At 34.2% G+C, this 26586-nt stretch carries 23 protein-coding genes and 1 pseudogene; 8 read left to right on the top strand and 16 right to left on the bottom strand.

The window, feature by feature from the left end:
- The first annotated feature begins 57 nt into the window (after nucleotides 1-57).
- The 4 genes from COE53_RS04550 (at nucleotide 58) to COE53_RS04535 (ending at nucleotide 3018) form a co-directional block, all read left to right on the top strand.
- Nucleotides 58-684 (top strand): dienelactone hydrolase family protein, encoded by a 627-nt coding sequence (locus tag COE53_RS04550; protein WP_069032905.1) that lies wholly within the window; start codon nucleotides 58-60, stop codon nucleotides 682-684.
- Nucleotides 684-1880 carry an MFS transporter gene (locus tag COE53_RS04545; RefSeq protein WP_069032904.1) on the top strand — a complete coding sequence of 399 codons (1197 nt, stop codon included), beginning with the start codon at nucleotides 684-686 and terminating at the stop codon, nucleotides 1878-1880. Before COE53_RS04550 ends, COE53_RS04545 begins: the two co-directional genes overlap by 1 nt.
- Nucleotides 1846-2277 carry a hypothetical protein gene (locus COE53_RS04540; protein WP_139116345.1) on the top strand — a complete coding sequence of 144 codons (432 nt, stop codon included), beginning with the start codon at nucleotides 1846-1848 and terminating at the stop codon, nucleotides 2275-2277. Before COE53_RS04545 ends, COE53_RS04540 begins: the two co-directional genes overlap by 35 nt.
- 276 nt (nucleotides 2278-2553) lie before the next feature.
- The gene (locus COE53_RS04535; protein ID WP_069032902.1) at nucleotides 2554-3018 is read left to right on the top strand and encodes a hypothetical protein; all 465 of its coding nucleotides are present in this window, start codon (nucleotides 2554-2556) and stop codon (nucleotides 3016-3018) included.
- A 283-nt stretch (nucleotides 3019-3301) separates the two neighbouring features.
- Here the strand turns inward: COE53_RS04535 and modA are convergent, their stop codons facing one another.
- Nucleotides 3302-4111, bottom strand: a complete 810-nt coding sequence (gene modA, locus COE53_RS04530; RefSeq protein ID WP_069032901.1) for a molybdate ABC transporter substrate-binding protein — start codon at nucleotides 4109-4111, stop codon at nucleotides 3302-3304.
- 157 nt (nucleotides 4112-4268) lie between these two features.
- On the opposite strand from modA, the gene COE53_RS04525 reads away from it, so the two are divergent.
- The gene (locus COE53_RS04525) at nucleotides 4269-5204 is read left to right on the top strand and encodes a substrate-binding domain-containing protein (protein ID WP_069032900.1); all 936 of its coding nucleotides are present in this window, start codon (nucleotides 4269-4271) and stop codon (nucleotides 5202-5204) included.
- Between the two features lie 120 nt (nucleotides 5205-5324).
- Here the strand turns inward: COE53_RS04525 and COE53_RS04520 are convergent, their stop codons facing one another.
- Nucleotides 5325-5630: a LysR family transcriptional regulator gene (locus tag COE53_RS04520; protein WP_069032899.1), complete on the bottom strand. Its 306-nt coding sequence runs from the start codon at nucleotides 5628-5630 to the stop codon at nucleotides 5325-5327.
- Nucleotides 5631-6224: 594 nt separating this feature from the next.
- Here COE53_RS04520 and COE53_RS23835 point away from each other — a divergent pair.
- From COE53_RS23835 to COE53_RS04510, 3 genes are all read left to right on the top strand, one after another.
- Nucleotides 6225-6374, top strand: a complete 150-nt coding sequence (locus tag COE53_RS23835) for a hypothetical protein (RefSeq protein ID WP_175403458.1) — start codon at nucleotides 6225-6227, stop codon at nucleotides 6372-6374.
- Nucleotides 6371-7186: an SPFH domain-containing protein gene (locus tag COE53_RS04515; RefSeq protein ID WP_069032898.1), complete on the top strand. Its 816-nt coding sequence runs from the start codon at nucleotides 6371-6373 to the stop codon at nucleotides 7184-7186. Before COE53_RS23835 ends, COE53_RS04515 begins: the two co-directional genes overlap by 4 nt.
- A 455-nt stretch (nucleotides 7187-7641) precedes the next feature.
- Nucleotides 7642-8109: a VanZ family protein gene (locus tag COE53_RS04510; RefSeq protein ID WP_254664560.1), complete on the top strand. Its 468-nt coding sequence runs from the start codon at nucleotides 7642-7644 to the stop codon at nucleotides 8107-8109.
- A gap of 92 nt (nucleotides 8110-8201) precedes the next feature.
- Here COE53_RS04510 and COE53_RS04505 read toward each other — a convergent pair whose 3' ends face one another.
- The 14 genes and pseudogenes from COE53_RS04505 to COE53_RS04440 all read right to left on the bottom strand — a co-directional run bounded on the left by COE53_RS04505 (nucleotide 8202) and on the right by COE53_RS04440 (nucleotide 26022).
- Nucleotides 8202-9674 carry a sodium:solute symporter family protein gene (locus tag COE53_RS04505; RefSeq protein WP_069032896.1) on the bottom strand — a complete coding sequence of 491 codons (1473 nt, stop codon included), beginning with the start codon at nucleotides 9672-9674 and terminating at the stop codon, nucleotides 8202-8204.
- Nucleotide 9675: 1 nt separating this feature from the next.
- Nucleotides 9676-9870, bottom strand: coding sequence for a DUF3311 domain-containing protein (locus COE53_RS04500; RefSeq protein WP_069032895.1), 195 nt, complete (start codon nucleotides 9868-9870; stop codon nucleotides 9676-9678).
- Nucleotides 9871-9983: 113 nt separating this feature from the next.
- A complete protein-coding gene (locus tag COE53_RS04495; protein WP_069032894.1) occupies nucleotides 9984-11159 on the bottom strand; it encodes a M20 family metallopeptidase in 1176 nt (391 codons plus the stop codon).
- A 14-nt stretch (nucleotides 11160-11173) separates the two neighbouring features.
- On the bottom strand, nucleotides 11174-12403 hold the full coding sequence (locus tag COE53_RS04490; protein WP_069032893.1) for a Zn-dependent hydrolase: 1230 nt from the start codon (nucleotides 12401-12403) through the stop codon (nucleotides 11174-11176).
- 143 nt (nucleotides 12404-12546) lie between these two features.
- Nucleotides 12547-13851, bottom strand: a complete 1305-nt coding sequence (locus COE53_RS04485; protein WP_069032892.1) for a helix-turn-helix domain-containing protein — start codon at nucleotides 13849-13851, stop codon at nucleotides 12547-12549.
- An 11-nt stretch (nucleotides 13852-13862) separates the two neighbouring features.
- Entirely contained in the window at nucleotides 13863-14696 is an 834-nt protein-coding gene (locus COE53_RS04480; RefSeq protein ID WP_069032891.1) for a DMT family transporter, read from the bottom strand.
- A 25-nt stretch (nucleotides 14697-14721) separates the two neighbouring features.
- Nucleotides 14722-16023 (bottom strand): amidohydrolase, encoded by a 1302-nt coding sequence (locus tag COE53_RS04475; protein ID WP_084006795.1) that lies wholly within the window; start codon nucleotides 16021-16023, stop codon nucleotides 14722-14724.
- Between the two features lie 247 nt (nucleotides 16024-16270).
- The gene (locus COE53_RS04470; protein WP_483295421.1) at nucleotides 16271-17425 is read right to left on the bottom strand and encodes an ABC transporter permease; all 1155 of its coding nucleotides are present in this window, start codon (nucleotides 17423-17425) and stop codon (nucleotides 16271-16273) included.
- Nucleotides 17400-18119 carry an ABC transporter ATP-binding protein gene (locus tag COE53_RS04465; RefSeq protein ID WP_069032889.1) on the bottom strand — a complete coding sequence of 240 codons (720 nt, stop codon included), beginning with the start codon at nucleotides 18117-18119 and terminating at the stop codon, nucleotides 17400-17402. Before COE53_RS04465 ends, COE53_RS04470 begins: the two co-directional genes overlap by 26 nt.
- Nucleotides 18119-19351, bottom strand: coding sequence for an efflux RND transporter periplasmic adaptor subunit (locus tag COE53_RS04460; protein WP_069032888.1), 1233 nt, complete (start codon nucleotides 19349-19351; stop codon nucleotides 18119-18121). The genes COE53_RS04465 and COE53_RS04460 overlap by 1 nt, the downstream gene beginning before the upstream one ends.
- Nucleotides 19352-19935: 584 nt before the next feature.
- Complete coding sequence (locus tag COE53_RS04455; protein ID WP_069032887.1) at nucleotides 19936-20322, bottom strand: hypothetical protein; 387 nt, start codon at nucleotides 20320-20322, stop codon at nucleotides 19936-19938.
- Between the two features lie 17 nt (nucleotides 20323-20339).
- A pseudogene (locus COE53_RS04450) lies at nucleotides 20340-20513 on the bottom strand (stage V sporulation protein R); the annotation flags it as partial.
- A gap of 82 nt (nucleotides 20514-20595) precedes the next feature.
- On the bottom strand, nucleotides 20596-21498 hold the full coding sequence (locus COE53_RS04445; protein WP_069032885.1) for a LysR family transcriptional regulator: 903 nt from the start codon (nucleotides 21496-21498) through the stop codon (nucleotides 20596-20598).
- 300 nt (nucleotides 21499-21798) lie between these two features.
- Nucleotides 21799-26022, bottom strand: a complete 4224-nt coding sequence (locus COE53_RS04440; RefSeq protein ID WP_098947508.1) for a S8 family serine peptidase — start codon at nucleotides 26020-26022, stop codon at nucleotides 21799-21801.
- Nucleotides 26023-26586 lie beyond the last annotated feature (564 nt).

The raw sequence follows: 26586 nt of genomic DNA, 5'->3' as shown, positions 1-26586 counted from the left end.
GATAGGAATAGAACAAAATTCTATTCCTATTTTTTCTAAGTTAGAGGTGATTAAAAATTGAATAATTGTGAGTTTCATAATACCACCATTTTAGTTGTTCACGAAATTTATGGAATTAACAAACATATAAAAGATATTTGCGACAGTTTAAATAAGTTGGGATTTACAGTTGTCTGTCCAAATTTATTAGGTAATATAGAGAACTATTGCTATAGGGATGAAAACAAAGCTTATAAGCATTTTATTCATGAGATTGGGTTTGAGTTAGCTACTAATAAAATTATCACTCTTGCAAAAGAACTTCGAACTAAATGTGCTAATTTGTATATTTTGGGTTTTAGTATAGGTGCAACGATTGCATGGTTATGCAGTAAGTATGACGGGTTATTTGATGGAGTAATTGGATTTTATGGTTCGAGGATTAGGGACTACTTAGAGGTTCGTCCAAAATGTGAGACCTTACTAATATTCCCAACGAAAGAAAAATCATTTGACCCCGAAATTGTCATAAGTGAATTGAAAACAAAAGATAGGATCCAAGTCATTAAAATAGAAGGAAGTCATGGTTTTACCGATCAATCAACTTCTAATTATGATCAGTATGCTACTGAATATTGTTTTCAAAAAATGCGTGATTTTATTATGAAACAAAATAATAGCTTTTCCGAAACAGGAGGAATCTAATGACCGATCAAAGATGGATGTCTTTACAGTTTTTTGGGTTTTTCTTCACTTTCGGAATCTTCGTGCCTTATTGGTCTGCTTGGCTAACAACAAGTAAAGGTTTTACAGCTGATGAAGCTGGACTTATCATTGCTTTAGGATTAATAACAAGGTCGATTACAACCTTTTTTATATTTCCCTTTATAAGTAGATACTTAAATTTAGCAAGATTAAATCAAGTAGTTTCCTTAATTTCTGTTACGTTATTAATCATATTAATACCGTTTAATAGTTTAATTGCTGTAGCTTTTATTACAGTTTTACTAAGCCTTGTTTATCCAATGCCTTTAGCTATGTATGAGTCTATGGCATCTATCCTTATTCGGGAAAGTAAAATAGAGTATGGAAAGAGTAGATCATATGGTTCGATTGGCTATATTATTACTCTATCATTAACTGGAATACTAATATCTTTAAAAAGTGAAAATGTAGTTATTTACCTTTTGATTTTTGGATGTATTCTACTTTCTTTCCTTACATCCATTAAAGCTCCAATACCTTTAAAAACAAAAATAGCTTCAAATAAAGTGCCATTTTTTAAGTTATTTAAATCAAAAACATTTTTAATCGTATTAACGATCTGTGTCACCCTTCAAGCTGCACATGCAGCATATTATAGTTATGCTGTCCTTTTTTTGAAAAATATTGGGGTAAAAACAAGTTTTACAGGATTCATCTTAATCATTGCGGTAATTTCCGAAATTGCTTTCTTCTATATATCAGACTCTCTATTTAAAAGACGATCTGTACAAGTTTTATTACTGTTTAGTATAAGTGCTTCCATATTAAGATGGGTATTGATCTTTTCTTTTAACAGTATTTCAGTTTTTGTATTGTCTCAATTTTTACATTCTATTACTTTTGGGCTTACTCAATATGCCTTTGTGAAATACTTAGATGAAAACATTGAAAATAAGTACTTCCCCTTTGCTCATGGAATTTATGCAGCTCTAGGTTTAAGTTTAGGTAGCGGTATTTTAACATTAGTAAGTGGTTACCTCTACTCTATATCTCCATCTTTTGCTTTTTTAGGTATGGCATTGGTCTGTATCCCCTGTTTAGGATTATGTTACTTTTTAAAATTAACATTAGGGGATCAAAATAACTTAACAGGAGAGATAAGTGAAAATGTTACTAGTAAAAGAAAAAGTGTATAGTACTAACAAGTCTGTAAAATCTGATGAAACAATTCATACCGAAGTATTTCAAATGAATGAAGAAAAAGTGATTAAGTTGAAATTTTTAAGTTCAAATTCTCCTAGAAATCAAGGTGTCGGATTCATATCAGAAAATGGAATATCAATCAACGATGCTCAAAAACAAAAAACAGTCATTATATGGAGAAGTGAAACTCAATCAGAATTGACCTTAAAATGCTCTAGTGGCTTTTTAAATGTCTTTAATGTATGGGAAGAAGAACGAATGGTGGGATTCCATGATTTTCAGTCTGGTATGAGAATCAAAAAGGAAAATGATGTCATGTTCTACAGTTGTAATGATGCTTTTGCGAACGGTGATTTTACCTCACTAGTATTCTCGCTTCAAATATTATAAAGCTAAATAGATTGAAAAATCCCATTGGCTATCGGATTAAACAAACAAAAAAGCAGAGGATCCAAATCAACATCACTCTACTCCTNNAGGTTGTTTTTCAACAACGTGAAAGTAGAGTTGAATTTCTCAACTCTGCTTTTTACTAAAAATCTTATACTTCCTTTTCCATAATCCAAATCATCTTTCACTTGTGTCTATTTTTGGAAAGAATAGGAAAAACTAAATTAAGATTCGATATAGTAAACTTTTGTTCAAACTAGAAAGTAGGTATTAAACATGACTGAAGATTTTTTTGCTGATTATGAAAAATTTGTTGTTCCACCTTTATATCCATTTACAGGAGAGAAACAAAAATTTAATCCTAAAGATTATGCATCATATTACATCTTAACAGTCTCATTATATGACTCTCTTATATCAAATTGGAACGATGCGGCTAAATATAAAATAGACGTCCGAAACTGTATAGATCATGTATTAAATGATTTTAATGAAAAAAAAGGTGGTAAATATCATCTTCAATTACTTGAATTTGAAAGTGATAAATCCTATTTTGTCATCGCCTTGTCTATAAAAAATAAAATTGAAAAAGAAAAAATCAATGGAATTATATCAAAGTATATTGAACAGCTTGTATCAAACTCTTTTTATATTGGACAGAGCTGGTACTGGCTAATTGGTCAAAAAGGGAAAAGAGACCGAAAACTCTTCAATATAACAATAAAGGAATACATGCACTAGCCTTTTAATTATACGGCTTTATATTTTCTCGTTTATCTTATAAAAGGATTTTATTTGATATAATTTTTCTAGCTAATTCCTTTTTCTATTTTAAGTAATGCCCTCCCCCCTAAAATTCCCCTTCTAAATAAGTTTAACAAATCTACTTAAACGTTCTTTATATAGAACATTTGAATCTTTGTATTTTTTAACTAATACTTCATAATCTAACATTCCTACTAAAAGAAAAATGAACCAATCAACTAATCGGCTCATTTCGAAAACTAATGTCAGTTAATATAAGTTAATTTAGTCCCTTAAACCCATACTTCTCTAATATCTTCATAGACTCATCATTTTGAAGATATTCAAAGAATTTTTTAGCTTCTTTAGGTTGCTTGCTATCCTTTATTACGCCTAACGGATAAATAATTGGATCATGTGTATTGTCAGCTGCTGTTGCTACAATCTTAACTTTTGTCGATGTCAACGCATCTGTTTTATATACAATCCCTGCGTCCACATTATTTGTTTCTACATAAGAAAGTACTTGTCTAACATCCTTACCATATACTACTTTTCCTTCAATTGCTTTCCATACATTTAAATTTTCCAAAGTTTCTTTTCCATATTGTCCTGCTGGTACCGCGTCTGGCGTACCGATCGAAATTTTATCTGCTTTTGTAAGTTCTTCAAAAGAGTTAATTTCTTTTTTTGTATCCTTTGGTACAACTAAAACCAGTTCATTTCCAACTACATCTTTTCCCTGGTTCTCTTCAATTAGACCATCTTTTACTAAATTATTAAATTTGTCCTCTGCAGCCGAGAAGAAAAGATCCACTGGTGCTCCTTGAGAAATTTGTTGTTGTAATGCTCCGGATGCTCCAAAGTTAAAGTTTATTTTCACATTAGGATTTGCCTTTTCAAAGTTTGCTTTAATATCATTTAGTGCATCCTGTAAACTAGCAGCTGCTGAAATAGTTAATTCTACATTTTTTTGAGAAACTTCTTGTTTCTGAGCTGTTGACTTTTTAGCTTGTTCATTTGATGAACACCCAGATAGAATTAGTCCTAATAACATCATCGACACTATTAAAGAATAAATCTTTTTCATCCTTCATCTACCTTTCATTTATAAAATATATCTAGTTATATCTAATTATATTTAGTTATAACTAAATAAGAAATAGAATTTTAATATTTACATTAAATTTACTAGGAATATGCTTTTTAAAAGGCATTGGGTTAAAATAGAAAATGGAGGGATGTAAATGACGACGGAACTTTCCTATACAATTGAAGAAGTATCACAGTTTTTAAAAGTATCGAAATTAACCATTTATGACCTTGTCAAAAAAGGTGAATTACCTGTATTCCGTGTAGGAAGACAGATGAGAATAGCAGCAAATGACTTGGACAATTACATAAAAAACAATAAAACAAATCAAAAAACCACATTACCTGCCTCTGTTTTTGAACCTCGCAGAAGCGATCCAAAAGAAACAAACCATGTTGTTATTAGTGGCCAAGATTTAGTTTTAGATATGCTCGGTAAACAGATCGAGAAAAACTCAACCTATAAATCTTTAAGATCTTTTACTGGAAGCTTAAACAGTCTTATTTCTATGTATAATGGAGAATGTGACATCGTTAGCCTTCACCTTTTTGACGGAGATACAGGAGAGTATAATCTACCATATCTTAAGAAAATTTTAGTGGGACATTCATTTATTTTATTCAATTTACTATCTAGGAAAGCAGGTTTATACGTTAAAAAAGGTAACCCTTTAAAGATAACCTCTTGGAAAGATTTAGAACGTGAAGATATACAGATTGTAAATAGAGAGAAAGGATCAGGTGCTCGAATTCTCCTCGATGAACAGTTACGTATCAATAAGATTTCCCCTAAAAATATTAACGGATATGAACATGAAGAAAACAATCATTTAAGTGTGGCCTCCGCTGTCTCCACTGGGGTAGCAGATGTTGGAGTCGGAATTGAAAAAGCTGCTAAAATTGTAGGAATTGATTTTATACCACTCATAACAGAACAATATGATCTCGTTATTTTAAAAACCCCGGCAAATGAACGACTGATCAGAATTGTCACAGAAATTTTATCTTCAAATCAGTTTCAATCAGAGGTTGATTCCTTAGGAGATTATGATACTTCTAGAACAGGGAAAATTATATATGAGACAAATTAAAAGAAGCCTACTGAATTTGTAGCCTTCTTTTTGACGTTTATATGAAAAGTAATAATTATTCTAAAAAGACCAAATAAATTATGATCTGGTTATATATTGAAAATGCTTTATTAGAAAGAGTTAAAACATACTTACATCATACATTGTATTAACAGAAGATTTTTTATGTAAGGATTTAATTTCTTCTTCAATTTCTCGACAATTCCTTACGATTTCCTTTATATGTGAAATAATTTGTAAACATTCAAATGAAGGCACCACTTTAGATTCGTCGTCACACTCAATTAGCTTTATGCCAAATTCAACTTCTAAACTAATGATTGATTCTTTCATATCAGCTTCATTAATAAAAAATTTCTCTGCTGCAATCGTAAAGGAACCACTTTCTATCACTTCACAAAGATGACTTAATTGTTCAATTTTCATTTAGCTTCCTCCATACTCTACGATGTTCTTTATCCTGATCTAGTTTAATTATATTAAGTGTTGATGTGATTTTAATTTTGAAAAAAAGTATCAATATTGGTTTTTCTGATTAAATGATGATTTTCACTGAATAAATCGTTTATAGCTGCGTATGTTATCTCCTTCCTATATACCAACAGACCAAATTCAAATTTTATAACTCCAATAAAAAGAAACATTCTACAATAAAAATTGATTTTCCTTTGATTTAAACTTGGGTTATTTTCGCCTTGATTTTATTGAATTTTCTAGCTTGATCCTGCTAATTTCAGAAGATATGTATGTTAAATAGGCCAATATATTATTACTCAAATAGATAAACCACCTTTAACTGGTGGTTTTCTAAGGAATTCTCTATCCTCGAAATATTTTTAATTATCAAAAAGCATTTGGGGTAATTTAGTTAAAAGCTAATAATTTTACCAATGAAGCCTGATAGGCCACTATATTTCTAAGCAAAATTTAATTATTAATATAGCTTAAATCAAACTATAATTGCATATAAGAAATGATAGAAAGATAGTTAATCTAATTTGCACATTCGGGGGAATGATAATGGTTTTCTTTTATCAATTCGGAATTTTAGTTATTATTATTGGAATCGTTCTCTTCTTACTGTTTTATAAGGTCTTTATCAAAATAGGTAGATTATTTAATAATCATATTAAAAACATTAAAAAAGAAATCGGGAGAGATGAAGAGTGAACGGTTTAAGAAGTCTGATTGCAGGCGGAGTTATTATAGTTGGAGGTATTATTTACGCGATAGGCGGTATGTCCCATATTAGTGTTGGTAGCATTGGTATTGAAAAACATATGAGTGGTGAAATTACTGAAGTCCCCCAAGGCTTTCATTGGACTGGTTGGGGAGTTTCAGTACAAGAATACCCTACATATACACAATCATTAGTTTTATCAAGTGACAAGCACGAAGGTGGTAATTCTGATCAAGAATGGTCAGTAGGTACTGGAGATCAGCAAGAACTACCTGTTAATACAAACTTAACATGGAAAATTTCAACTAAAAACGTAGCTAATCTTTATCAATCAGTAGGTGGAAAAGATATTAGTTACATTAAAAATAACATCGTCAAACCTACAATGAAAAATGTTGTTAACAAAATTACGCACAAATATAGCTGGAACGACATTAAAGGTTCAAAACAAGCTGATATTACTGAAGAAATCAATACTGCACTTGATAAGGAACTTGCAAAACAAGGTATCGAAGTCGGAACTTTTGGATTTACACACGTAGGTTCTCCCGCAGGTATGGCACAGTCACAGGCACAATTAGCAACTTCTGAATTGAACGTAAAAAAGGCATTAGCTGACCAAGAAAAAGCTAAGATTGAAAATCAAACAAAAATTCTAAATGCGGAAGCAGATGCTAAATCAAATAAAATTTTATCAGACTCACTGACTCCAGAATTATTAAAGAAAATGGAAATGGATGCACGCCAAAAATGGGGTTGGGTTACTGTTCAAGGTGGGACACCTCTAGTTCAAGCAAAATAAACAAAGAACAATCTAGAAACTTTCTTCAAAGTGGTCACATTAATTTATAATTTTATTTCTCCCAAAACTTTTTAAAAATAGAATAATAAAGAAACAATCCTCTCCGCATTTAAACTCTTTCTATATTTCTAGGAAGAGTTTTTATTTATTTTAAGATTCAATAAGAACTAATTTATAAGTTTCTAAAATTTGACATAAAAATGATGAAGGAAAACTATACAAATATGTTATTCTCTAGGTGATATAAAAACAATTGGATACGTAGCTAAATATTGTAAGTTGTAATATTCAAGGTTTAGAATCCCTAATTTATTAAGTCTGGTACTATGAAAGGCTGGAACAATTAATTGTTAAATTTCTTATATCCTAGCATAATTATTTCTACTTTTTTTATCCTATATTTTGGCTATCAATTTCTAAAAGGTTCAATAACTATCCTAAAACTTCTTTATTGGATGATCTTTGGTATTTACTTTACATCTCTTATTAATTTCACCTTTTTTCCTTTTCCCTATCAAAAACTTTTAATTCAAATAATGATAGAAGATCGGTTGGGACATACTCATAATTTTATTCCCTTTAAATCGATCATAGATACCTTCAGTTCTGGCTCAATTCTACTTGTTCTAAAACAAGTAGCTGGTAATGTTTTATTATTCATACCACTAGGATTTGCATTACCTATTCTATTTTTTAATATATCAAACAGAAATACGATAGTAATAGGTTTTACACTAAGTCTTGCAATTGAATTAATTCAAGCTAGTATTGGAATGTTCCTTGGCTATAACTACAGATCATGTGATATTGATGACATTTTACTAAATACAATTGGAACAATTATAGGACTAGCTATTTATAAAACAAGTTCCACGTACTTTAAAAACTTTGAAGAAATCATAGATAAAAACCTAACTTCGTAAACCTCCTAAATTTTTAGAATATCTACACAAAAAAATAGGGGTTGATTAGAGCAATCACCCCCTTTCACCCCTTATAGAGTAATTATTCATATTTAAGCTACAATCTCTTTTTTGCTTTGAACCGCTATATTTTTAGTAAGTAAGCTAACAACAACTAAAAATACTAGATTGACAACTAAGCCAATAACACCGATATTCAAATCTTTAATATATTGAGGTAGTGCTGGGAATAATGATCCGATTGTTGTATTACTTATAGTGACATAAGTAACTGTTGCAACCCCAGTAAGAATACCAGCGAATGCACCTTGCTTCGTTACAAAGTTCTTTTTCATTAAACTAAAGACAAGTGTCGGGAACAATTGAGTAACTAAACTGTATCCCATTAAAAGTAGAGTTACTAATGTAGATCCACCATTAAATGTGAAAAATACTGCGAATAAAGCAACCACAGGAACAAGGTATTTAGCTAAAACTGCAACCTGCTTTTCTGTAGCAGATGGTACAAATACTTTATAAATATTTTTTGATATTAAAGTAGCAGATGCCATTAGAATCATCGAACCTGGCACGATTGCAGTCAATACACCTGCTCCACCAATGATTCCAACAAACCACGGGTTAAAAGATTGTTTACTTAATTTTAATAAGGACAGATCGGCATCCGGACCTTGTAGTCCAGGAACTTGAAGAATTGCTGCAAATCCAACGAAAAACACAAAAAGCAATACAAGTTGGTATAAAGGCATGATAATCGCATTTTTACGAAATACGTTTTCACTTTTAGCTGAATAAACAGAGCCAAAAGTATGCGGCCACATATAAAATCCTAGGGCTGTTAGAAGAACCGTAGAATTAAACCAAGATACACTTAATCCCTCTTTTGGGAGATTTAAAAAACCTGGTTTAGCTTTATCAACTGCTTCAAACATCGCTTGGAATCCACCATAATAATGAATAGGTAGATAGATTCCTAGAAAAAGAACAACACCAAGAATCATAATATCCTTTAACGCTGCAGTCCATGCAGATCCATGGATACCAGAGATCATTACATAAATCGTCACTGAAATTGCACCAATCCAAATCGCAAAAGTTGGTGAAATCAATCCATAAGAAGCCTCCGAAACGATGCTTCCCAATCCTTTTAATTGTAGAACTAAGTAGGGAATTACAGCAGATACACCAACTAGTGAAACTAAAACGCCAAGGGCTTTACTTTTGTATTTACTTGCGAAAAAGTCCGGTTGAGACATTAAATTATTTTCTTTAGCATATTTCCATATTTTTGGAAGCAACCAATAAGACATAATATAAGCAAGTGCACCATAAGCAGTGATATAGTAGGTTGGTCCTCCTTTTCCATATGCCCAACCACTTCCACCTAGGAAAGTAAATGTTGTATAGATTTCACCAGCCATTAAGAGAAAGACGAAAATAGTACCAAATCCTCTTCCACCAACACTCCATTGCTCAAGATTCATGTCTTTTCCTTTCCTAGCTTGTACCCCTAGAAAAATCGATACTGCAAGAAATAGAAAAATTATAATTAATGCACTATTCATCTTATCTGTCCCCCTTTTTCGCCGAATCTAATTTAAAGATTATCCACATAACTGGTGTTGAAAAAACTGTCCATAGTACAACCCAAAAAAGGAGAAAAGGCATTCCTAATACAAATGGCTCAACGTGGTTTGCCCAAGATGAAAAGCCCAGAATAGCAATAAATGGAATAAGTGCTAATAAATGATAGATTTTCAAAAATTGTTCCCCACTTTCAATTTAAAATTTATATTAGTTTTAATATTCAGAAAAATAAAAGTTTAGATTAAGTAGATCCTTGTAAATTAAGGGTCTACTTAACCATAATTCTATTAATCTAAAAGTTTAAATGTGGCATGAACAAATAAGTTTACACCAATTTCCAAAGCGTCCTCGTCTATTGTAAAACGTGCATGATGATGCGGATAAGTAATATCTTTTTCTTCGTTTCCTGCTCCCACATAGAAGAAAGTACCTGGTGCCTTTTGTTGGAAAGCAGAGAAATCTTCACCACCCATGTTTGGCTTCATAAGGTCGAGAGTCTTTTCATCAAACACTTCAAGAATAGTTTCCTCAATAGCCTTCGTAATCTGCTCATCGTTGATAACCGGGCGATATCCGAACTCATAATCAAATTTGTATTGTGCCCCATGAGCCTCAGTTATTCCTTTTATAATACGTTCCATAAGGTCAGGAACCGATTTCCTAAGGTCGGCGTTGAAACTACGAACGGTTCCACAGATTTCAACTGAACCTGGGATTACGTTATGAGTTGTACCTCCAATAAACTTTGTAACAGAAACTACTAGATTATCAAGCGGATCAGTATTTCTAGAAACGATATGTTGAAGATTTGTTACAACTTGGGAAGCTATAGCAATCGAATCAATCGTGTCATGAGGAAGTGCTGCATGTCCACCCTTACCTTTAACAGTAAGATAGAAAGTATCTGGAGCAGCCATCATCGGTCCATAAGCTACACCTATAGTACCTAGTTTCATAGGAGCCCAAAGATGAGCACCAATTACCATATCAACTCCATCCATTACTCCTGCTTGTACCATTTCCTCGGCACCACCAGGATATAACTCTTCAGCATGTTGAAATAAAAAGCGAACTTCACCTTTGATTTTGTCTTTTAAACTAGTAAGTATTTTTGCTGTGCCTAAAAGCATTGCAGTATGACCATCGTGTCCACAAGCATGCATCACACCTGGATTTGTAGAGACAAATTCAAAAGTGTTTTCTTCTTCGATCGGTAAAGCATCCATATCTGCTCGAATTGCTAGCACTTTGCCAGGCTGAGAACCAATCAGACGAGCCATAACACTCGTCTTTGTTGGACGAGATATCTCTAAATTCCCGAAAGTTTGAAGTGTATCATACACATATTGAGCTGTTTTTTCTTCATGAAAAGATAACTCCGGATACTGATGGAAATGCCTTCTCCACTTTATTACTTCTTCTTTTGTTTGTGCTACTAAACTATTTAATGATATTGTTTGCATTATTGCATCCCCCTTTATTCATTATTAGATAACTGAAGTACAGTATGATAAAGTACATTTGCACCATCTGCACAATCTTCCTTAGAACTCCATTCTGCTGGATTATGGCTTATTCCATCCTTTGAACGGATAAAAAGCATCCCTATTGGACAGAGATTTGTAAGCTGCATGCAATCGTGCCCAGCTCCACTTGGGAGAAAAAATGGTTCCACACCAATCGTTTCACAAGCTAGTTTTGCCAAATCTTGAATCTCATTAGAGCATAATGTAGGTGCAATACGTTGCAAATCTTCAATTTGTAATCCTACACCACGCTGTTCACATAAAATTTTTGCCCCTGCTACTATTCGGTTTTCAACCTCATCACGAATTGATTCATTTACATCGCGAAGATCCAAAGTAAATTCAACCTTCCCAGGTATTATATTGATTCCTCCAGGAAACAGCTGCAATTGACCAACTGTTCCCACTGTTGTACCAGTCTTAGCTGATTCAGTTTCAATTAGCTGTATAATCTGGGAGGCAGCAACTAAGGCATCGTTACGATCGTTCATTGGAGTTGCCCCCGCATGCCCTGCTTTACCTTCAATTATGAATTTAAGCCATAACGGGCCAGAGATTCCTGTAACGATACCGACTGATAAATTATCGTTCTCAAGTACCTTACCTTGTTCAATATGTAATTCGACATATGCTTTTACTGATCCAATACTTCTGACTGACTGTTCAATTAATAATGGATCATAACCTGCTTCGCTCATTGCCTCCGCTACAGTAATCCCTTGTTGATCCTTATTTTGTAGTTCTTCCAAGGTGAGAGTTCCAGCAATTCCTCGGCTGCCAATCATTCCAAAGCTAAATCTTGCACCTTCCTCATCTGTAAAGACAATAACTTCAATTGGATGCACTGTTGTGATTCCCTGCTCATTCATCGTCTGTAGGATTTCAATCCCTGAGAGAACGCCGAGTGGTCCGTCAAAATTCCCCCCGTTATATACAGAATCTATATGTGAGCCTACCAGTACAACCGGTGCATCCTGATTAATTCCCTCTTTACGTCCAATAAGATTTCCAACGGTATCTTCGTAAACTTTTAATCCTGCTTCATTCATATAGGAAGAAAGCAGTTTTTTAGCTTTTCTCTCATTTTCAGTAAAAGATAAACGAGTAATTCCCCCAGACTCTTGTTTTCCAATGGACCCTAATTCCATAAGGCGATTCCACAATCGATCCTGATTAATCATTTGTCCTCCTATTATAAAATTAATATTTTAGGTCTATTTATGGCTATGACCATAACTATATCACTAAATATTTATTTTGTTAAGTGAAAATATTCAGAATATTATATTTAAAATAATAAAACGATAAGTTTATCTACTTATCGTCACAAGGTTATTTTATAAATGTTTCTAGGCCTTCCACGTGAATAAGGTGTTTCCTCTCCTATTACCTGAGCAATTCCTTGTTCCTCTAATTCTTTTAAAATTCTTCGCGCGCTTCTCGGCATGATTTGCATATACTGTGCTAGCTCGTGAGCTCCAATTTCACTCTTTCCAATCTTTTTAAGAATTGATTCTAGCTTACTAAGTGTCGAAATACTTAGAGATGTTTGTTCACTTATTTTCTGCAGTTCTTTTGAAACATAAGAATAGGTAATTTGTTCCTCTCTTCCCAATGGACCCGCGATCGTTTGATTATCAAGAGCAACCATCCAACTTCCTTTTCCATACTCTCTAGCATGAAATAAAGCTCTTCCGGCATGAATTTCTGCTTCATAAGCCGTTTTACCGATTCCAATTCCACAAGTAATGACTTCTTTCTTTAGTTCTTCGAGATCTTCCAAATTCGGTATAATAGAAAATTCATTCGTTATATCCTGTAAAAGCCCTCGGGTTGTAAAAATGACATATCTACCTGGACCAGCAGATTTAAGTGATCCTTGAACTTTATTAGCGTAAACAAGTAGTTTCTCTGCCATCTTAATTTCTATTTTGTAAATTTCATCAGTTGAAAAAGTATCCTTCGCCAAACCAAAATAAGAGTCAATCTCAATCATTTGAACTGCAATTTGGCTTTCTTTAAAATGTAACATCTCATAAGTTCGAAGTGCTAAATTTAGTACTGACTCAATAGCCGACTTAGCAGGAAGTACACGATAAACAGGGACACCCATTTTCTCAAGTTCGATATGTGCCGATCGAAGACATGTAACCGCTGCTTTCGTTTTCCCACTTTTCCATAACTCATAGTGGTATCCTGCAAGTACCTTTGCATCAACTTCTTCTCCTTCATAATATTTCAAATATAAATGATTGGCTTTAATCTCTGCTTCATCTAAAATACTGTTGAGTTCATCATAATGGAAGTTATCAAAGCTAATTTGTTCCATTGCAATCTGGTTATGATAGAATATTTGTAACAACGTTTTGTAGAGACTCGGTCCAGTGTGTGGCGTAAAAAACATTGGTTTGGTAATTCCACCCCAACTTTTTGCTATGGCATAAGGGACCTTGCCTGAAAAGAGCCAAATATCAAAATCATTGGCAATAGGACTTAAAAGATCAGGTATTTCCTCTTCTCGCCAATAGATAATAGGGGTACATTCAAATTCAGGGTATTCCTTTATTACAGATTGAATAACGTCAATCGAATCATCAGATCCTAGTAAACCTAAACGGATTTTTTTCATCGTTTCCTCCACTACTCTAAAATAAATAAAATTCCTAAAATGGTAATGCAACAGGCAATCAACTTAGCTGCTGTAATTTTTTCTTTATAATAAATTCTTGCTAAAAACAATGCAAATATTGGTGAAGTATAGGCTAAAGCTACAACTAGCGTTCCATTGGCAATCTTTAAGGCTGCAAACAATGCAATCCATTGGGTAATCGCAAGCACCCCACGAATCGAAAGGTGCATATTCAGTTTAGGATACCAAATTTTCGGACGATGGATTAAATAGATTATTAGGGCAATCCCACTCGCTCTGAAAAAATAAAGTGTAGGGGCATTTATCCATTGATGAACGAGCAATTGTTGTGTAGGAACCATGCTGAGTCCAGCAGAAACTGCAGCTGCAACCCCTAATAAATTCCCAGGTTTTTTTATTTCTACTAATGGAGATAACAAGTTTTTACCTCGTACGTTCAGAAAATATACACCAAGGACAATGAGCAAGACCGGAATTAAAATATGTATATCGAATCCGTGCAAAATGCTATTTGGAATAAACGTGAATAATGGAGTTAACGCAGTATACACTGCTAGTTGAGATACTTCTATTCGTCCAAGTGCTAAGAAAAATGATACATTAGACAATGCATCTAAAATAATCACAATGATTAATAAACCGATTGTAGCTGGAGTAACAGTAAAGGAATAATACCAAGGCATTACGCAGCCTAATATAATGGTGACCACTAGAAATGATGTTACTATAAAGCTATTATTATCCTTCATTTGCATGGTAATTTTTTTTGCATACAACGCATTTACTGCATTCAAAAAAGAACTGATTAATGCAAGAAAAAACATATTCCTTTCTCCTCTCTCTAGTTGATTATCTGGCTAAATGTACAAGTAAGTTTCCATAAACTTCAACTGCATACGCAATTGTTTTTTCATTAAAGTCGAATGCACAATTATGATGACCCGCTGCCAATTCAGTTCCAAATAATAGGTAAGTAGCCATTCCACCATTCTTTTGAACCTCTTTCATCATATAAGTTACATCTTCAGAAGCAAGAAAAGGCTGAGAAAGAACAATCTCACTAGTTTGTTTAACATTTGAACCTATATCGTATACAAGATTTGCAAGGTCAGCGTCACAGTCTGCGATAATCGAACGTCCTACTACTTCGGTATGTTCCTTAATCCCATATAACTGAGCAACTGATTGGATGATCCGCAATGATTCATTCTGCATATATTGATCAACCTCATTGGTCGTTCCTCTAGTTTCAAATTTTAGCTTAGCATGTGCTGGAATAATGTTTCGACCTTCTCCACCTTGAATCACTCCAACATTTATTCTTGAATCCCCTAATCCATGCCGTGAGATTGCATACAATTGCAATGTAATAGTAGATGCCGCAAGTAATGCATTTCTACCTTCATGTGGTGCTAATGCAGCATGGGCCTGCACACCTTCCAGTTCTAAATCAAACTTGGTTGACGCGAAAAAATCTGTTACGCTACAGACAAGTTGATTCTGTTTAGTTGCCGTAACTCCAATATGGCCACTAAAGAAATAATCAACATCTTCAAAGACTCCCGCGTCAACCATCGCTCTCGCACCACGTGCACCTTCTTCAGCCGGTTGAAATATAAGTTTGATTTTTCCTGATAGCTTCTCTTTCATTTTTGAAATCAATTGTGCCATTCCTAACCCAATTGCAATATGACCATCGTGTCCACAGGCATGCATATAGCCTTCTACTTTCGAACAAAAATTTTGATTCGTTGGAACATGATCTGATCCTTTATCCTCAGATATTTCCAATGCATCGATATCAAATCGGAAGGCAAGTATTGGACCAATACGCCCTGTATCCAAAATGCCAACTACACCAGTTAACCCGTCTTCCATTTTCTCAATCCAATATGAATTTGCCCCAAACGACAATGCCCGCTCTTTTGCTTCTTGAATCGTTTTTCCATCTGGGACACCCATTCTCGATTCAGGTACAATTATTTCCCTTCCTACTTTCACTTCAAATCCCAATTCAGATAAGAAATCTGCTATGAGAGATGAGGTTCGGAATTCTGTCCATCCTATCTCAGGAAAACAGTGGAGATCACGCCTAATATTGATTAAACTTCCTTTCATATTATCAACTAATTCTGATATTAATTCTTCCACGTCGTTTACCTCCTCATTGAATTATTAATTAAACAACAAGCTTCTCATTATTTACGGTTGAATTTTGGTTACGACCATAATTATAGACTATTCTGATATTTTTGAATAGAAACCTAAAATACTATTTTATTAGATAATCAACTTAATAAAATCTTTTTTATATAATCATAAAGAAGGATTTTCTTTTTTAAACAAAAAAGAGGTGCCCCTTAAAAGATTTACTTTTGGGACAACCACTTTATTCTTTTTATTCATATCTAAGCGCTTGAATAGGATCAAGCTTTGATGCCTTATTTGCTGGAAAAACACCAAATACAATTCCAACTAATAAAGAAAATACAAACGATAACAACATAACCGGAACAGAATATGCAATTGCTGTTCCTGTCATTATAGTAAATATTTTGGCACTTATTACACCTATTACAACGCCTATAATTCCACCAAGTGAACTTAATACCATTGATTCAATGAGAAATTGAAGTAGAATACTTCCGCGCTTTGCGCCAATTGCTTTTCTTATACCGATTTCTTTTGTACGTTCAGAAACCGATACAAGCATAATATTCATTATACCAATACCACCAACAATAAGTGAGATTGCAGCACTTCCGCCTAGCATTAATGTCATCGTTTTATTAACGGATGAAGCAGTTTCCATTAAATCCTCTGGACTCGAAACGCTATAGCTATCTTCATCTCCAATAATCGTAAACATCTTTTGTTCAATTCTACGTAATGTAAAATTAATCATATTTTCATTTTCTACTTTTACATAGACAGATCCAATTGAAGTAGTAGATGCCAAGCGCTGAGCTGTACTAAGCGGAACAAAAATCGTACTGTCCCCACTTGAACCTAATGAACTACCAACTGATTGAAGTACCCCAACAACTCTAAATGATGTTCCATTTACTTTAACGTATTGACCAACTGGATTTCCAAAACCGAATAATGTTCGTGCTGTGCTTGAACCTAGTACTGCTATTTTTGAGTGATTATCATTATCCAAATCTGCAATAAATCGCCCTGATTGCAGCTCCAAATCACGAACTTTTAAATAAGGTGAAGTTGTTCCTGTCACTGACACTTGTGCGTTCGTTTGTCCGTTTTTTACAGTTACTCTTCCAGAAACAGTTGGAGCTATTGCTTCTACACCACTAACGTCCTTAAGTTGATTAGCATCATCTTCTTTAAATGTTACATCTGAGCCTGTCACACTTACTGTTAATACATTTGTACCTAAGCTTCCTATTTGATCTTGCACTTCTTTCGTTGATCCCTGTCCAATCGCAACCATCACAATAACGGAGGATACACCGATAATAATACCTAGCATCGTTAGGAACGCTCTTACTTTATTTCCTTTAATGCTCTTAAGCGCCATTCTCAGTGTCTGCAAACCATTCACCACCATTCTCGTATAGCTGGCCATCATGTATTCGAACAACACGATTTGCCTGTTTTGCAACATCTAAATCATGTGTAATTAGAATAATCGTATGTCCTTGCTCATTTAACAAATTCATAATCTCCAAAATTTCCTTACTTGTTTTACTATCAAGAGCACCAGTCGGTTCATCTGCTAGTAAAATAGGAGGGCTTCCAGCAAGGGCACGCGCGATTGCGACACGCTGCTGCTGCCCCCCTGATAATTGTGTAGGTAAATGATTCGCTCGATCGACTAATCCTACTTTTTTTAACGCCGAAAGAGCAATTTCTCTTCTTTCAGCCGTCTTCATCCCTCTATAAATAAGAGGAAGTTCTACATTTTCTACTGCAGTTAACTTTGGTATAAGATTAAAATTTTGAAAAATAAATCCAATTTTTTCATTCCGTATAGTCGCTAGTTGTGAGCTCTTCATTTGCCCTACATCTTCATTATCAATCAAATATCTCCCAGAATCTGGACGGTCTAAGCATCCGATCATGTTCATAAATGTTGACTTCCCCGAACCTGATGGACCGATCACTGAAATAAAATCACCCTTTTGGATATCAAGAGATACACTCTGAAGAGCCATTACCGTTTCTCCGCCAAGTTCATACATTTTCGTCATGTTTTTAATTTGAATAATCGGCTCAAAGTTAGTCATCATTTACCTCCTTGTCCGCCACCATTTTGATTTCTTTCAAAATTTCTTCCTCCGAAACCACCGCCAGAGAAGCCACCACCTTGGAATCCTCCACCTTGCATCATAAATCCACCAGAATTACTTCTAGATTGAACGCTCGGAATTTCAATAGACTCTCCTTCACTTAATCCACTTGTAATTTCTACATTCGTATCATTTGAAATACCAGTTTTTACTGTAACTTTCTTTGTAGATTGTCCAGAATCATCTGTAGATGAAGGTACTAGTACATATTTTTCATTTCCATTTTTATACACTGCTTCTACTGGAACATATAGCGCGTCTGCTTTACTTTGTATTAAAATACTTGCTTCCGTTGACATACCAATTTTCAAACCTTTTGGATTTTTAATTTTTACAGTTACATCAAATGTCGAAACGCCATTTGTCGATGTACCTTCATTTGCTACTTTCGTTACAATCCCATCGAATGTTTCACCTTCAAAAGCACTTGCTGTTATTTTTACTGATTGTCCAACTTTTACCTTAGTGATATCTAATTCATCAACACTGATTGTTGTTTCCAAAGAACTGTAATTTGTTATATGCGCCACTGTCGTAGAACTTTGTACAGAATCTCCACTATTAACAGCAAGACTAGTAATCGTACCAGCAACTGGTGCTTGTAAAATACTACCATCTGTAAATTTCACAAGTGTTGCACCTGCTTTTACAACTGAACCTTCCTTCACATTTACAGTATCCGCTATTAAACTACTACCTCCAGTATTTCCCGTACTAGAATTATTTGAGGAACTGCCACTATCTTCTCTTGTAATTGGTAATGTAACTCCATCTTCATCTTCCATACGAATTAGTACTTTTCCTTGCGATGCTCCGCTACCGCTACTTACATAAACCTTTGTAATTTCTCCATCTTTTGGAGCCGTAACCACATCACCATTTTTAAAAGTCACAAGTGTATCACCTTTACCCACTGATTCTCCAGATGAAACACTAACACTATCCACAACAAGAATTGTATTTGCCGCAGTAACATCTTCGTCAGTATTTGCAGTTACCGAACCCGATCCAGTAACAGCTACTTCTAACTTTCCTTTTTGTGCCGTAATTGTTTGTGCTGTAGCCATCACGTTTTGGGCTTGATTTGCTTGACTCTTACTATATATAAACCAACCACTTCCTCCTCCAACAGCAACAACAATAACTGAAATAATAACCCACTTTTTCAATTTTCTTTTCTCCTCTCCAACATTGAGATTGATCTGAATATATACCCGATTATTCTTCATTGAGGTACATACGTTTTCGGAATTTCACATATCCTTAAGAACCTCTACTATCTTGTAACCATTTTAAGAAAATCAGGACTTTTCTTTCGTTTATACACCAAACTTACTCTACTATTGGTCGTTTGCATTAGAGCTTGTTTTATCTATTTTTTTACTCCTCCTAATTTCTTTTGATAAGCTCATTTTGGATTGTGTACCTTAAATTTCCCTTAACAAAAATCAATGCTTTTTAATGGGGAGAGGATATAAGTCGTATTGAAAGCAATGAAAACTGTTAATTTACGCATAAATAAATAACCACCTTCTATGTTTTTGAAAGAGAACACATTCTGTCTTTAGTTCTCTATTTTATGATTTAGACCGAGGGTTAGAAAGTATATTAATATAATAAAAATAATTTTAATTTAATTACTTATTTAAAAGATTAATTTTTAAAAAGAGAATATACAAAAAAGGCATTGCTCTTGAGCAACGCCTTTTTCACATACTATCATCCTTTAACAATTAGCATGTTATTTTAATTTCTATCTAAAAAAAATTTTAAATACATTCTTTATAATAGCTTTTAATAGCTCCATCTTCTCTTTTGAATCTATGACTTCAAATGGAACATATATTTCATGCTTTTTAAGGAGGAAATTTCTCATTTCTTTAATTTCAAAATTTAAAATTTGTTGTACTTCTTTTTGAATAGACTTCCCTCTACTAGATTCTGGATTTCCTGGATCTACATGCAGAATTAAGCAATGGTATTTTTTTTCTCCATCTAGAGTCGCAAATTTAGTAGACGCGCCACTAAAGGTAATAGGTTTATACCCTAACGACAGACTCTTTGCCGCCATTGTACATTTCATTGGACCTAAACCGTTTAAATATTTATGAAGTTCACTAAAAACGATTAATTCATTCATTCTTATTTTTCTCCTTCTAAACTGTTAATCTCTAAATAATCTCCTTCTTGAACTAAAGTATAAGAAACCACAAGTTGATCTCGTACATTTTTCCATACCCTATCAGTCACTTTAAATTCCTTACTTTGTCGCTGGAATAGATACATTTCTTCATGCATTACGAGTTCTTTAGTAAAGTAGTTTCGTATAAATAATAAATACATTATCCCTTACCGACACAGGCGTCCTTGTCTCATGCCAAAAAAGCGGATGAATCATATCACCCACTTTACATTATGAATTTAGTTCTTCCTTCAATCTCGATATATAGTCTTTTATCATTCTTGAACAATCCCTATTACTAGACATAATCCATACATATTGAAGATTTACAGCATCATAATCTACAATATCCAACATTATAATGTCATCATTCAAATTGTAATTTACCCCGTTGAAGGCTGGAACAAATGATACGCCTAAGTTTTCTTCGATCGCTTTTTTTAATGTATCAGTATTCGTAGTGGTAAATAACTCATTCATTTTGCCAAACTCCCTATAGAAAAGTTTTTTAAACCAATGAATGAATTCTCCATCATAAGTAATTAGTGTTTCGTTTATAATTTGTTGTGGTGTAACAAATGATTTTTCCGCTAATGGAGAGTTTTTATTTACCATTAATTTCATTTTTGCTTCAAATAAATTATGGTAAACTAGGCGATCATCATCTTCTAATAAATGCTTAATAAATGGCAAAACACCGATATCACTTCGATCTTCTAAAATATCTTCAATAATATCTTGACCAGGCTTTTGAAAAATCTCGATAGTAATTTTAGGATAATCATCTCTAATAGTTGATATTGGGTTTAAAAGTACGGCAAAAAAACCTGGAGTCGTAGATATTTTCAATTTATCGTTTACTTTATTATTAATTAACTGTGCTTTTTCAATTAGTTCTTGATATTTACTAAATACCTCTATCGCAATCGAAACAAGCTCTTCTCCATCATGCGTAAGTATGGCACTATGGCCTCTACCTCTGGAACGCTCGAACAATTTGACATTTAATTTCTTTTCGATACTATCAATCGATTGACTAATAGCGGATTGACTCACAAAGAGATTTTGTGAAGCAATCGAGAAGGATCCCGTTTTGGCGACTTCGACTAGATATTCCAATTTTTCGATGTTCATAATCTTCTCCTTCTAACAACGTTATTAGTATACTACAAACTATATTTTCTTTATTATTTTTTTTACAATTATTTTAAATATAATGAAAAGCCTGTTCTCAAGTATTGAGAACAGACTTACAGTGTGAAGACAAATTCTGAATTTTTTTCCAGAGCTTTCTAATTTGTAATCTCAATTGACTTTTAACTGATTCTAAATTAACACCTTTATACTTTTTAACTGCTATAGATAGTGCTACAACCTGAATATTAAAAAATGGAGTAACCTGAACAGCAGAAGCTATCCAGGTTACCAATTAAATTAATTATCTAGACCTAATTGTTTAATAATGCTTTCTAACGTTTGACCTTTGTACGTTTTCTTAGCTTTTGGATTTGGATTTGGATTTGTTGGGTTACCAAGTCCGTAGTTGTAGTACACATAAGCAAAGTCATTAACGTCAACTGTTCCGTCGCCGTTAATATCTGCACTACGTTTATTTGTTCCCCAATACGTTTGGATCGCCAGTGCGTCCATTATGTCGATTACATTATCTTTATTAACGTCTCCTGCTGTAGCTGTATAAACATCTGAACCAATGTAACCAGATACACCATACTCTTCACCATCTAAATTTCCGTACATTCCATGGAAATCAGTGTATGTTGTAAAGTGTCCAGGGACATCAAACACAATTGACATATCATCATGAGTAATTGGTAAACCATTTACATAGAACTGACCATTCTTAGCGATTGTGCCATTATACGTTTTTCCATCTTTATCTTGAACGTACGCTTTTATTCCTGCTGTTGTATAATCTTTAGTTGTAGTACTATCGAACTGACCATTCTTAAATAATCCTTGAGCATATACATAACCACCTAAAGCAGCGAACTTCGGTAAAATCACGATTCTAGGGAATGTTCCCCAAGGTTGAGTTACACCACCATTAACGTCTGTGATTTTTGTAGAATTAAGAAGTAAACTTGAACCTAGAGTAGGTTTTTGAATATCTTGAATTTTAACTGCTACATCAACCATTGGGATGTCACCTGTTACTTCTTTAGAACCATCAAACGTAACTGTTGCTTTTACTGTAACTACTGGACCATTAACAGTATTAGCAGTAGTATTTGTTGTTGTTAAAACTCCACCTAAAGCCTCAGCTGCAGGATTTAATTTAACGCTTTCAATGCTTGTATCAACCGAATTAGCAGAAAAAGTATAAACAGCTGATTTTACTTTTGTTACATTATAAGCAGTTAGTGTAGTTGATCTTGTATCTCCAACATGTGTAATCATTTGTTTATGTCTAGTAGGACCTTGTGGCATACCATATACATATGAATACGTATCTTCAACAAGGTAGTACATTTCTTGAGCATTTGCATTCGTTCCTTGGTCGCCTCCAACGAATAGCACCTGTGTAATCGGTGAGTTTGTCTGAACTGCAACGCTGTCTGACCCGTTTCCGTTTTCATCTAATGTTAGTTTTCCATTGATTGAATTGCTGTTCCAAGCATAAGGGATACCTACTGTACCTTGATTAATGTTGATACCAGCTGCTCTCATTTGATCAACCATTTGATCATGGATAGAAGCTGTAACAGGAATTGATGTTGTACCTTTCTTGTATTCAACGAAAGGACTTCCTTCTTTTTCCCCTTGTACTTTCATTTCAAACTTATCAGGAGCAGTATTATCAATGAACAGATCTTGGGCATTCACAAATTCTTGACCATCATCATTTACACCAACAAGTTTTAGTTTGTAATGACCTTCTCTTGGTAATGTTGCAACTTTGTTGATCGTTTTGTGTTCTTTATCAGCAAACGGATAGATAAACCCTGAGAACGGAACGAAGAAATATGTTTTACCTTCTTGGTAACCCATTCCATCAAACGTATTTGCAATACCTAAATCTTCACCTGTTTTTGCATCTGAAAGAACTACTTTTACATATCTCATGTGAGAATTCAGTGTCATTGTTGCAGATAAAGATGGACTCATAATCGGACTCGTTAATTGATTTCGGTCATTCGTGAGTGAGTTACGAGAAAGAGTAAAGTCTTTAATTCCTTCTTCAACGAAATGAACTCCGAATGGAACACGATATGTTTCAGTTGAGTCGTTATGGTTTGTGTAAGTTACATAACCTTCATAGATACCCTTTTCAGCAGCTTTCGGAATTGTTAAAATTGCATTCTTAGTCACTTTGCCATATGCAGGTACTTTGAATGAAGGATCTAAGGAAACTGATACACCGTTTTTCACTGCGTCTTTTGAACCTCTTACATCTGTTTGATACGTAACTTTCACATCAAACGTTTTTGGTGTAAGGCTATTGTTCTCGATTGTCATTGCACGAGTGTTCACTAAATCTTTGCCAGTGTATGCTACATTACCGAAACTTAATGCACTTGTTGTTTCTTTGATATCTTGTGTTTCTCCGTTAATCACGATTGGAGTTTTATCTTTTACTTTGATTTCTACAGAAGAATGTAAAGCTCGGTACGGGTCAACTCGTCCTGCACCAACTTCGTAAACAGAGTAAGTGTTACTTAATGGATCAGCTGTATTCATTAGTAAAGCTTTGATATCTTCTGGTTGTAGATTGTGGTTCTCTTGTTTTAATAATGCAGCGACACCTGCTACAAACGGAGTTGCCATTGATGTTCCTGACATATGATCATATGCATGGGTATAATCAGTCGGATTAGTTGGACTATGAACATATCCAGGAACAGTTGATAACACACTTACACCTGGTGCAGTGACTTCTGGTTTAATATCATAAGTTACTCGAGATGGTCCACGTGAACTGAATGATGCTAACTCATCACCTTTTGTTGTAATTGAACTTAAATCGCTAAAAGTGAATGTTGTTTTACCACTTGCGATTTGTTGTTTTAATGCAGTGCCATCTGCCATTGTTAAGTTAAATGAAGGGATGAAGTCTTGACCTTCTGCTAAATAGAAAGGCATTACACCATCAACGTTGTTGTACACAAGTATTGCAGCAGCGCCACGTAGTTTTGCTTGTAAAATTTTATCATTAATTGTATTTGAACCACGTTGAACTAATACCACTTTTCCATCTACTCGAGTATTTGCACCCCAGTAATCCCAAGATTGGCCTAAATTCACGTTTACTATTGGGAATGATTTAGATTTTAAGCTATTTAAATCATCGTCAAATCCTTTTGCTAATAACTGCATTCCATAGCTCGCAGTATCGTCGTTACCTTTCATTGTTGGGATCGTTGTTGGCACATCACTTGCACCAACTGATAATGCTAAAGCAGCATTCCCAGGATTTCCTACAGTGTACATTGCATCTCCAGAGTTACCTGCAGCAACAATAGATGTTACACCGCTTAGTACTGCATAGTTAAGTGCGATACTTTCAGGGCTTAATGGATCATTGTAAGGTGCACCTAATGATAGATTGATAACATCCATTCCATCTGTAATAGCTCTATCGATACCAGCAATGATATCATCCGTTGTTCCTGAACCACCTGGACCAAGTACACGATATGAATAAATACTCGCGTCGGGAGCAACACCTGTCGTTGAATAGTTACTGTCAGCTTTTCCACGACCTCCGATTGTACCAGCTACGTGGGTACCATGTTCAGTGTAGTAAGATTCAGCACCACCACCATTGATACTTGGTTTGCCAGCTTTTACCCAATCAGCATAAGTTGTTTCCATTGGGTCATTATCATTGTTAACGAAATCATAACCGCCTTTGTAAGCGTCTTTTAAGTCTGGGTGGTTATAGTCAATCCCTGTATCAAGAATACCTACTTTAATTCCTGCACCAGTGAAACCTTCTTTGTGTAATTGGTCAATTTTAAGATAAGAACGTTCTGCTGCCATTCCATGTGTATCTACTCCAGTAGAAGCGGTTTTTGTATCTGCTCCAGAAGCGATTTGTGAATCAGGCACTTTAGGATCATTTAATTGAATAGTTTGGTTACTATAGATTGCTTTAACTGCTCCTGATTTTACTAACTCTTTTAGTTTGTTTGCAGGAACTTGTAGTGATACACCATTGAATCCAGTTTTGAATGTACGATTGACTCTGTACGTTCCATCTGACTTTGTTTGGAATGCATTGTCTAAATCAGTTTCAAATGTTGCATGATCTGAATCTACATCACTTTGTGCTGTTGTAGAAGATAGAGATTGTCCGTTTGCTGCTGCTTCAAGTAAAGCAACTTTCTTCGGTTTGCTTTTGAACTCTACGATAACTGACACAGGTTTTGAACTATCTAAATTCACGTCGTCAGATAACTGAAGTCCTTGTGCATTGAACTTATCAATATTCTCAAGAGCTTGACGTTGTTCTGCAGTTAGATTCAATTTGCTTTCTTCGTTAGTGTTAGCGTCACTATTAGTGGTTGTGTTAAGTTTTGCTACAGCTTCATCTAATTTTGTTGGGCTTTGTGCAAATACGTTAACCATTTGTGATTGTGAAAATACGATACTAGTAGTTAGCGCGCCAACTAGTAATTTAGTTTGCTTTCTCTTCATTCCCCAGTTCTCCCCATTTATTTAATTTTTTTGTAAGAAGACTAATTGCTATAACTCTTTCGTTACGAACCAACACTTTCCGATGGATTAGCTTGGTTCGTATAAACGATATATCTTTCATAAATACCTGGATAGGTTAATGACATCCATATTAAAAATTGCTTTTTCGATTCCCATTTATCCAGTCCTCCAGAAAACAAAATATAATATTTTGATAGAATTTGATCAGGTTCAGATGTGTTCTAGCTGAAATTTACTGAACTGATAATCTATCAAATTTCGACCTCATTCGAGCTCCTTCCCCATTTACTATTATCAGTATACATTATCAGAATTTTCGAATATAATTAGAAATTTTGATAATAACGGTAAATTATAAGATTTTCTTATATTTCAGATGAAAAACTTATTTATTTATACAGAAAACTCGCCGATTGGTGAATACATAGGCGTTGTTTCACTTTAAATTCCTAAAATTGGAAAAATAAAAACCACCTAAAAATGAACTGCACCCCGATTGTTAGACACAGCTAACAATCAGGGTGCAGTTCATTACAGGTGGTT

The organism is Bacillus sp. AFS029533 (assembly GCF_002585125.1).
Lineage (GTDB): Bacteria > Bacillota > Bacilli > Bacillales > Bacillaceae_G > Gottfriedia > Gottfriedia luciferensis_B.
Note: the sequence above shows the minus strand (reverse complement) of the source record. Positions and strands in the feature narration are given on the sequence as shown.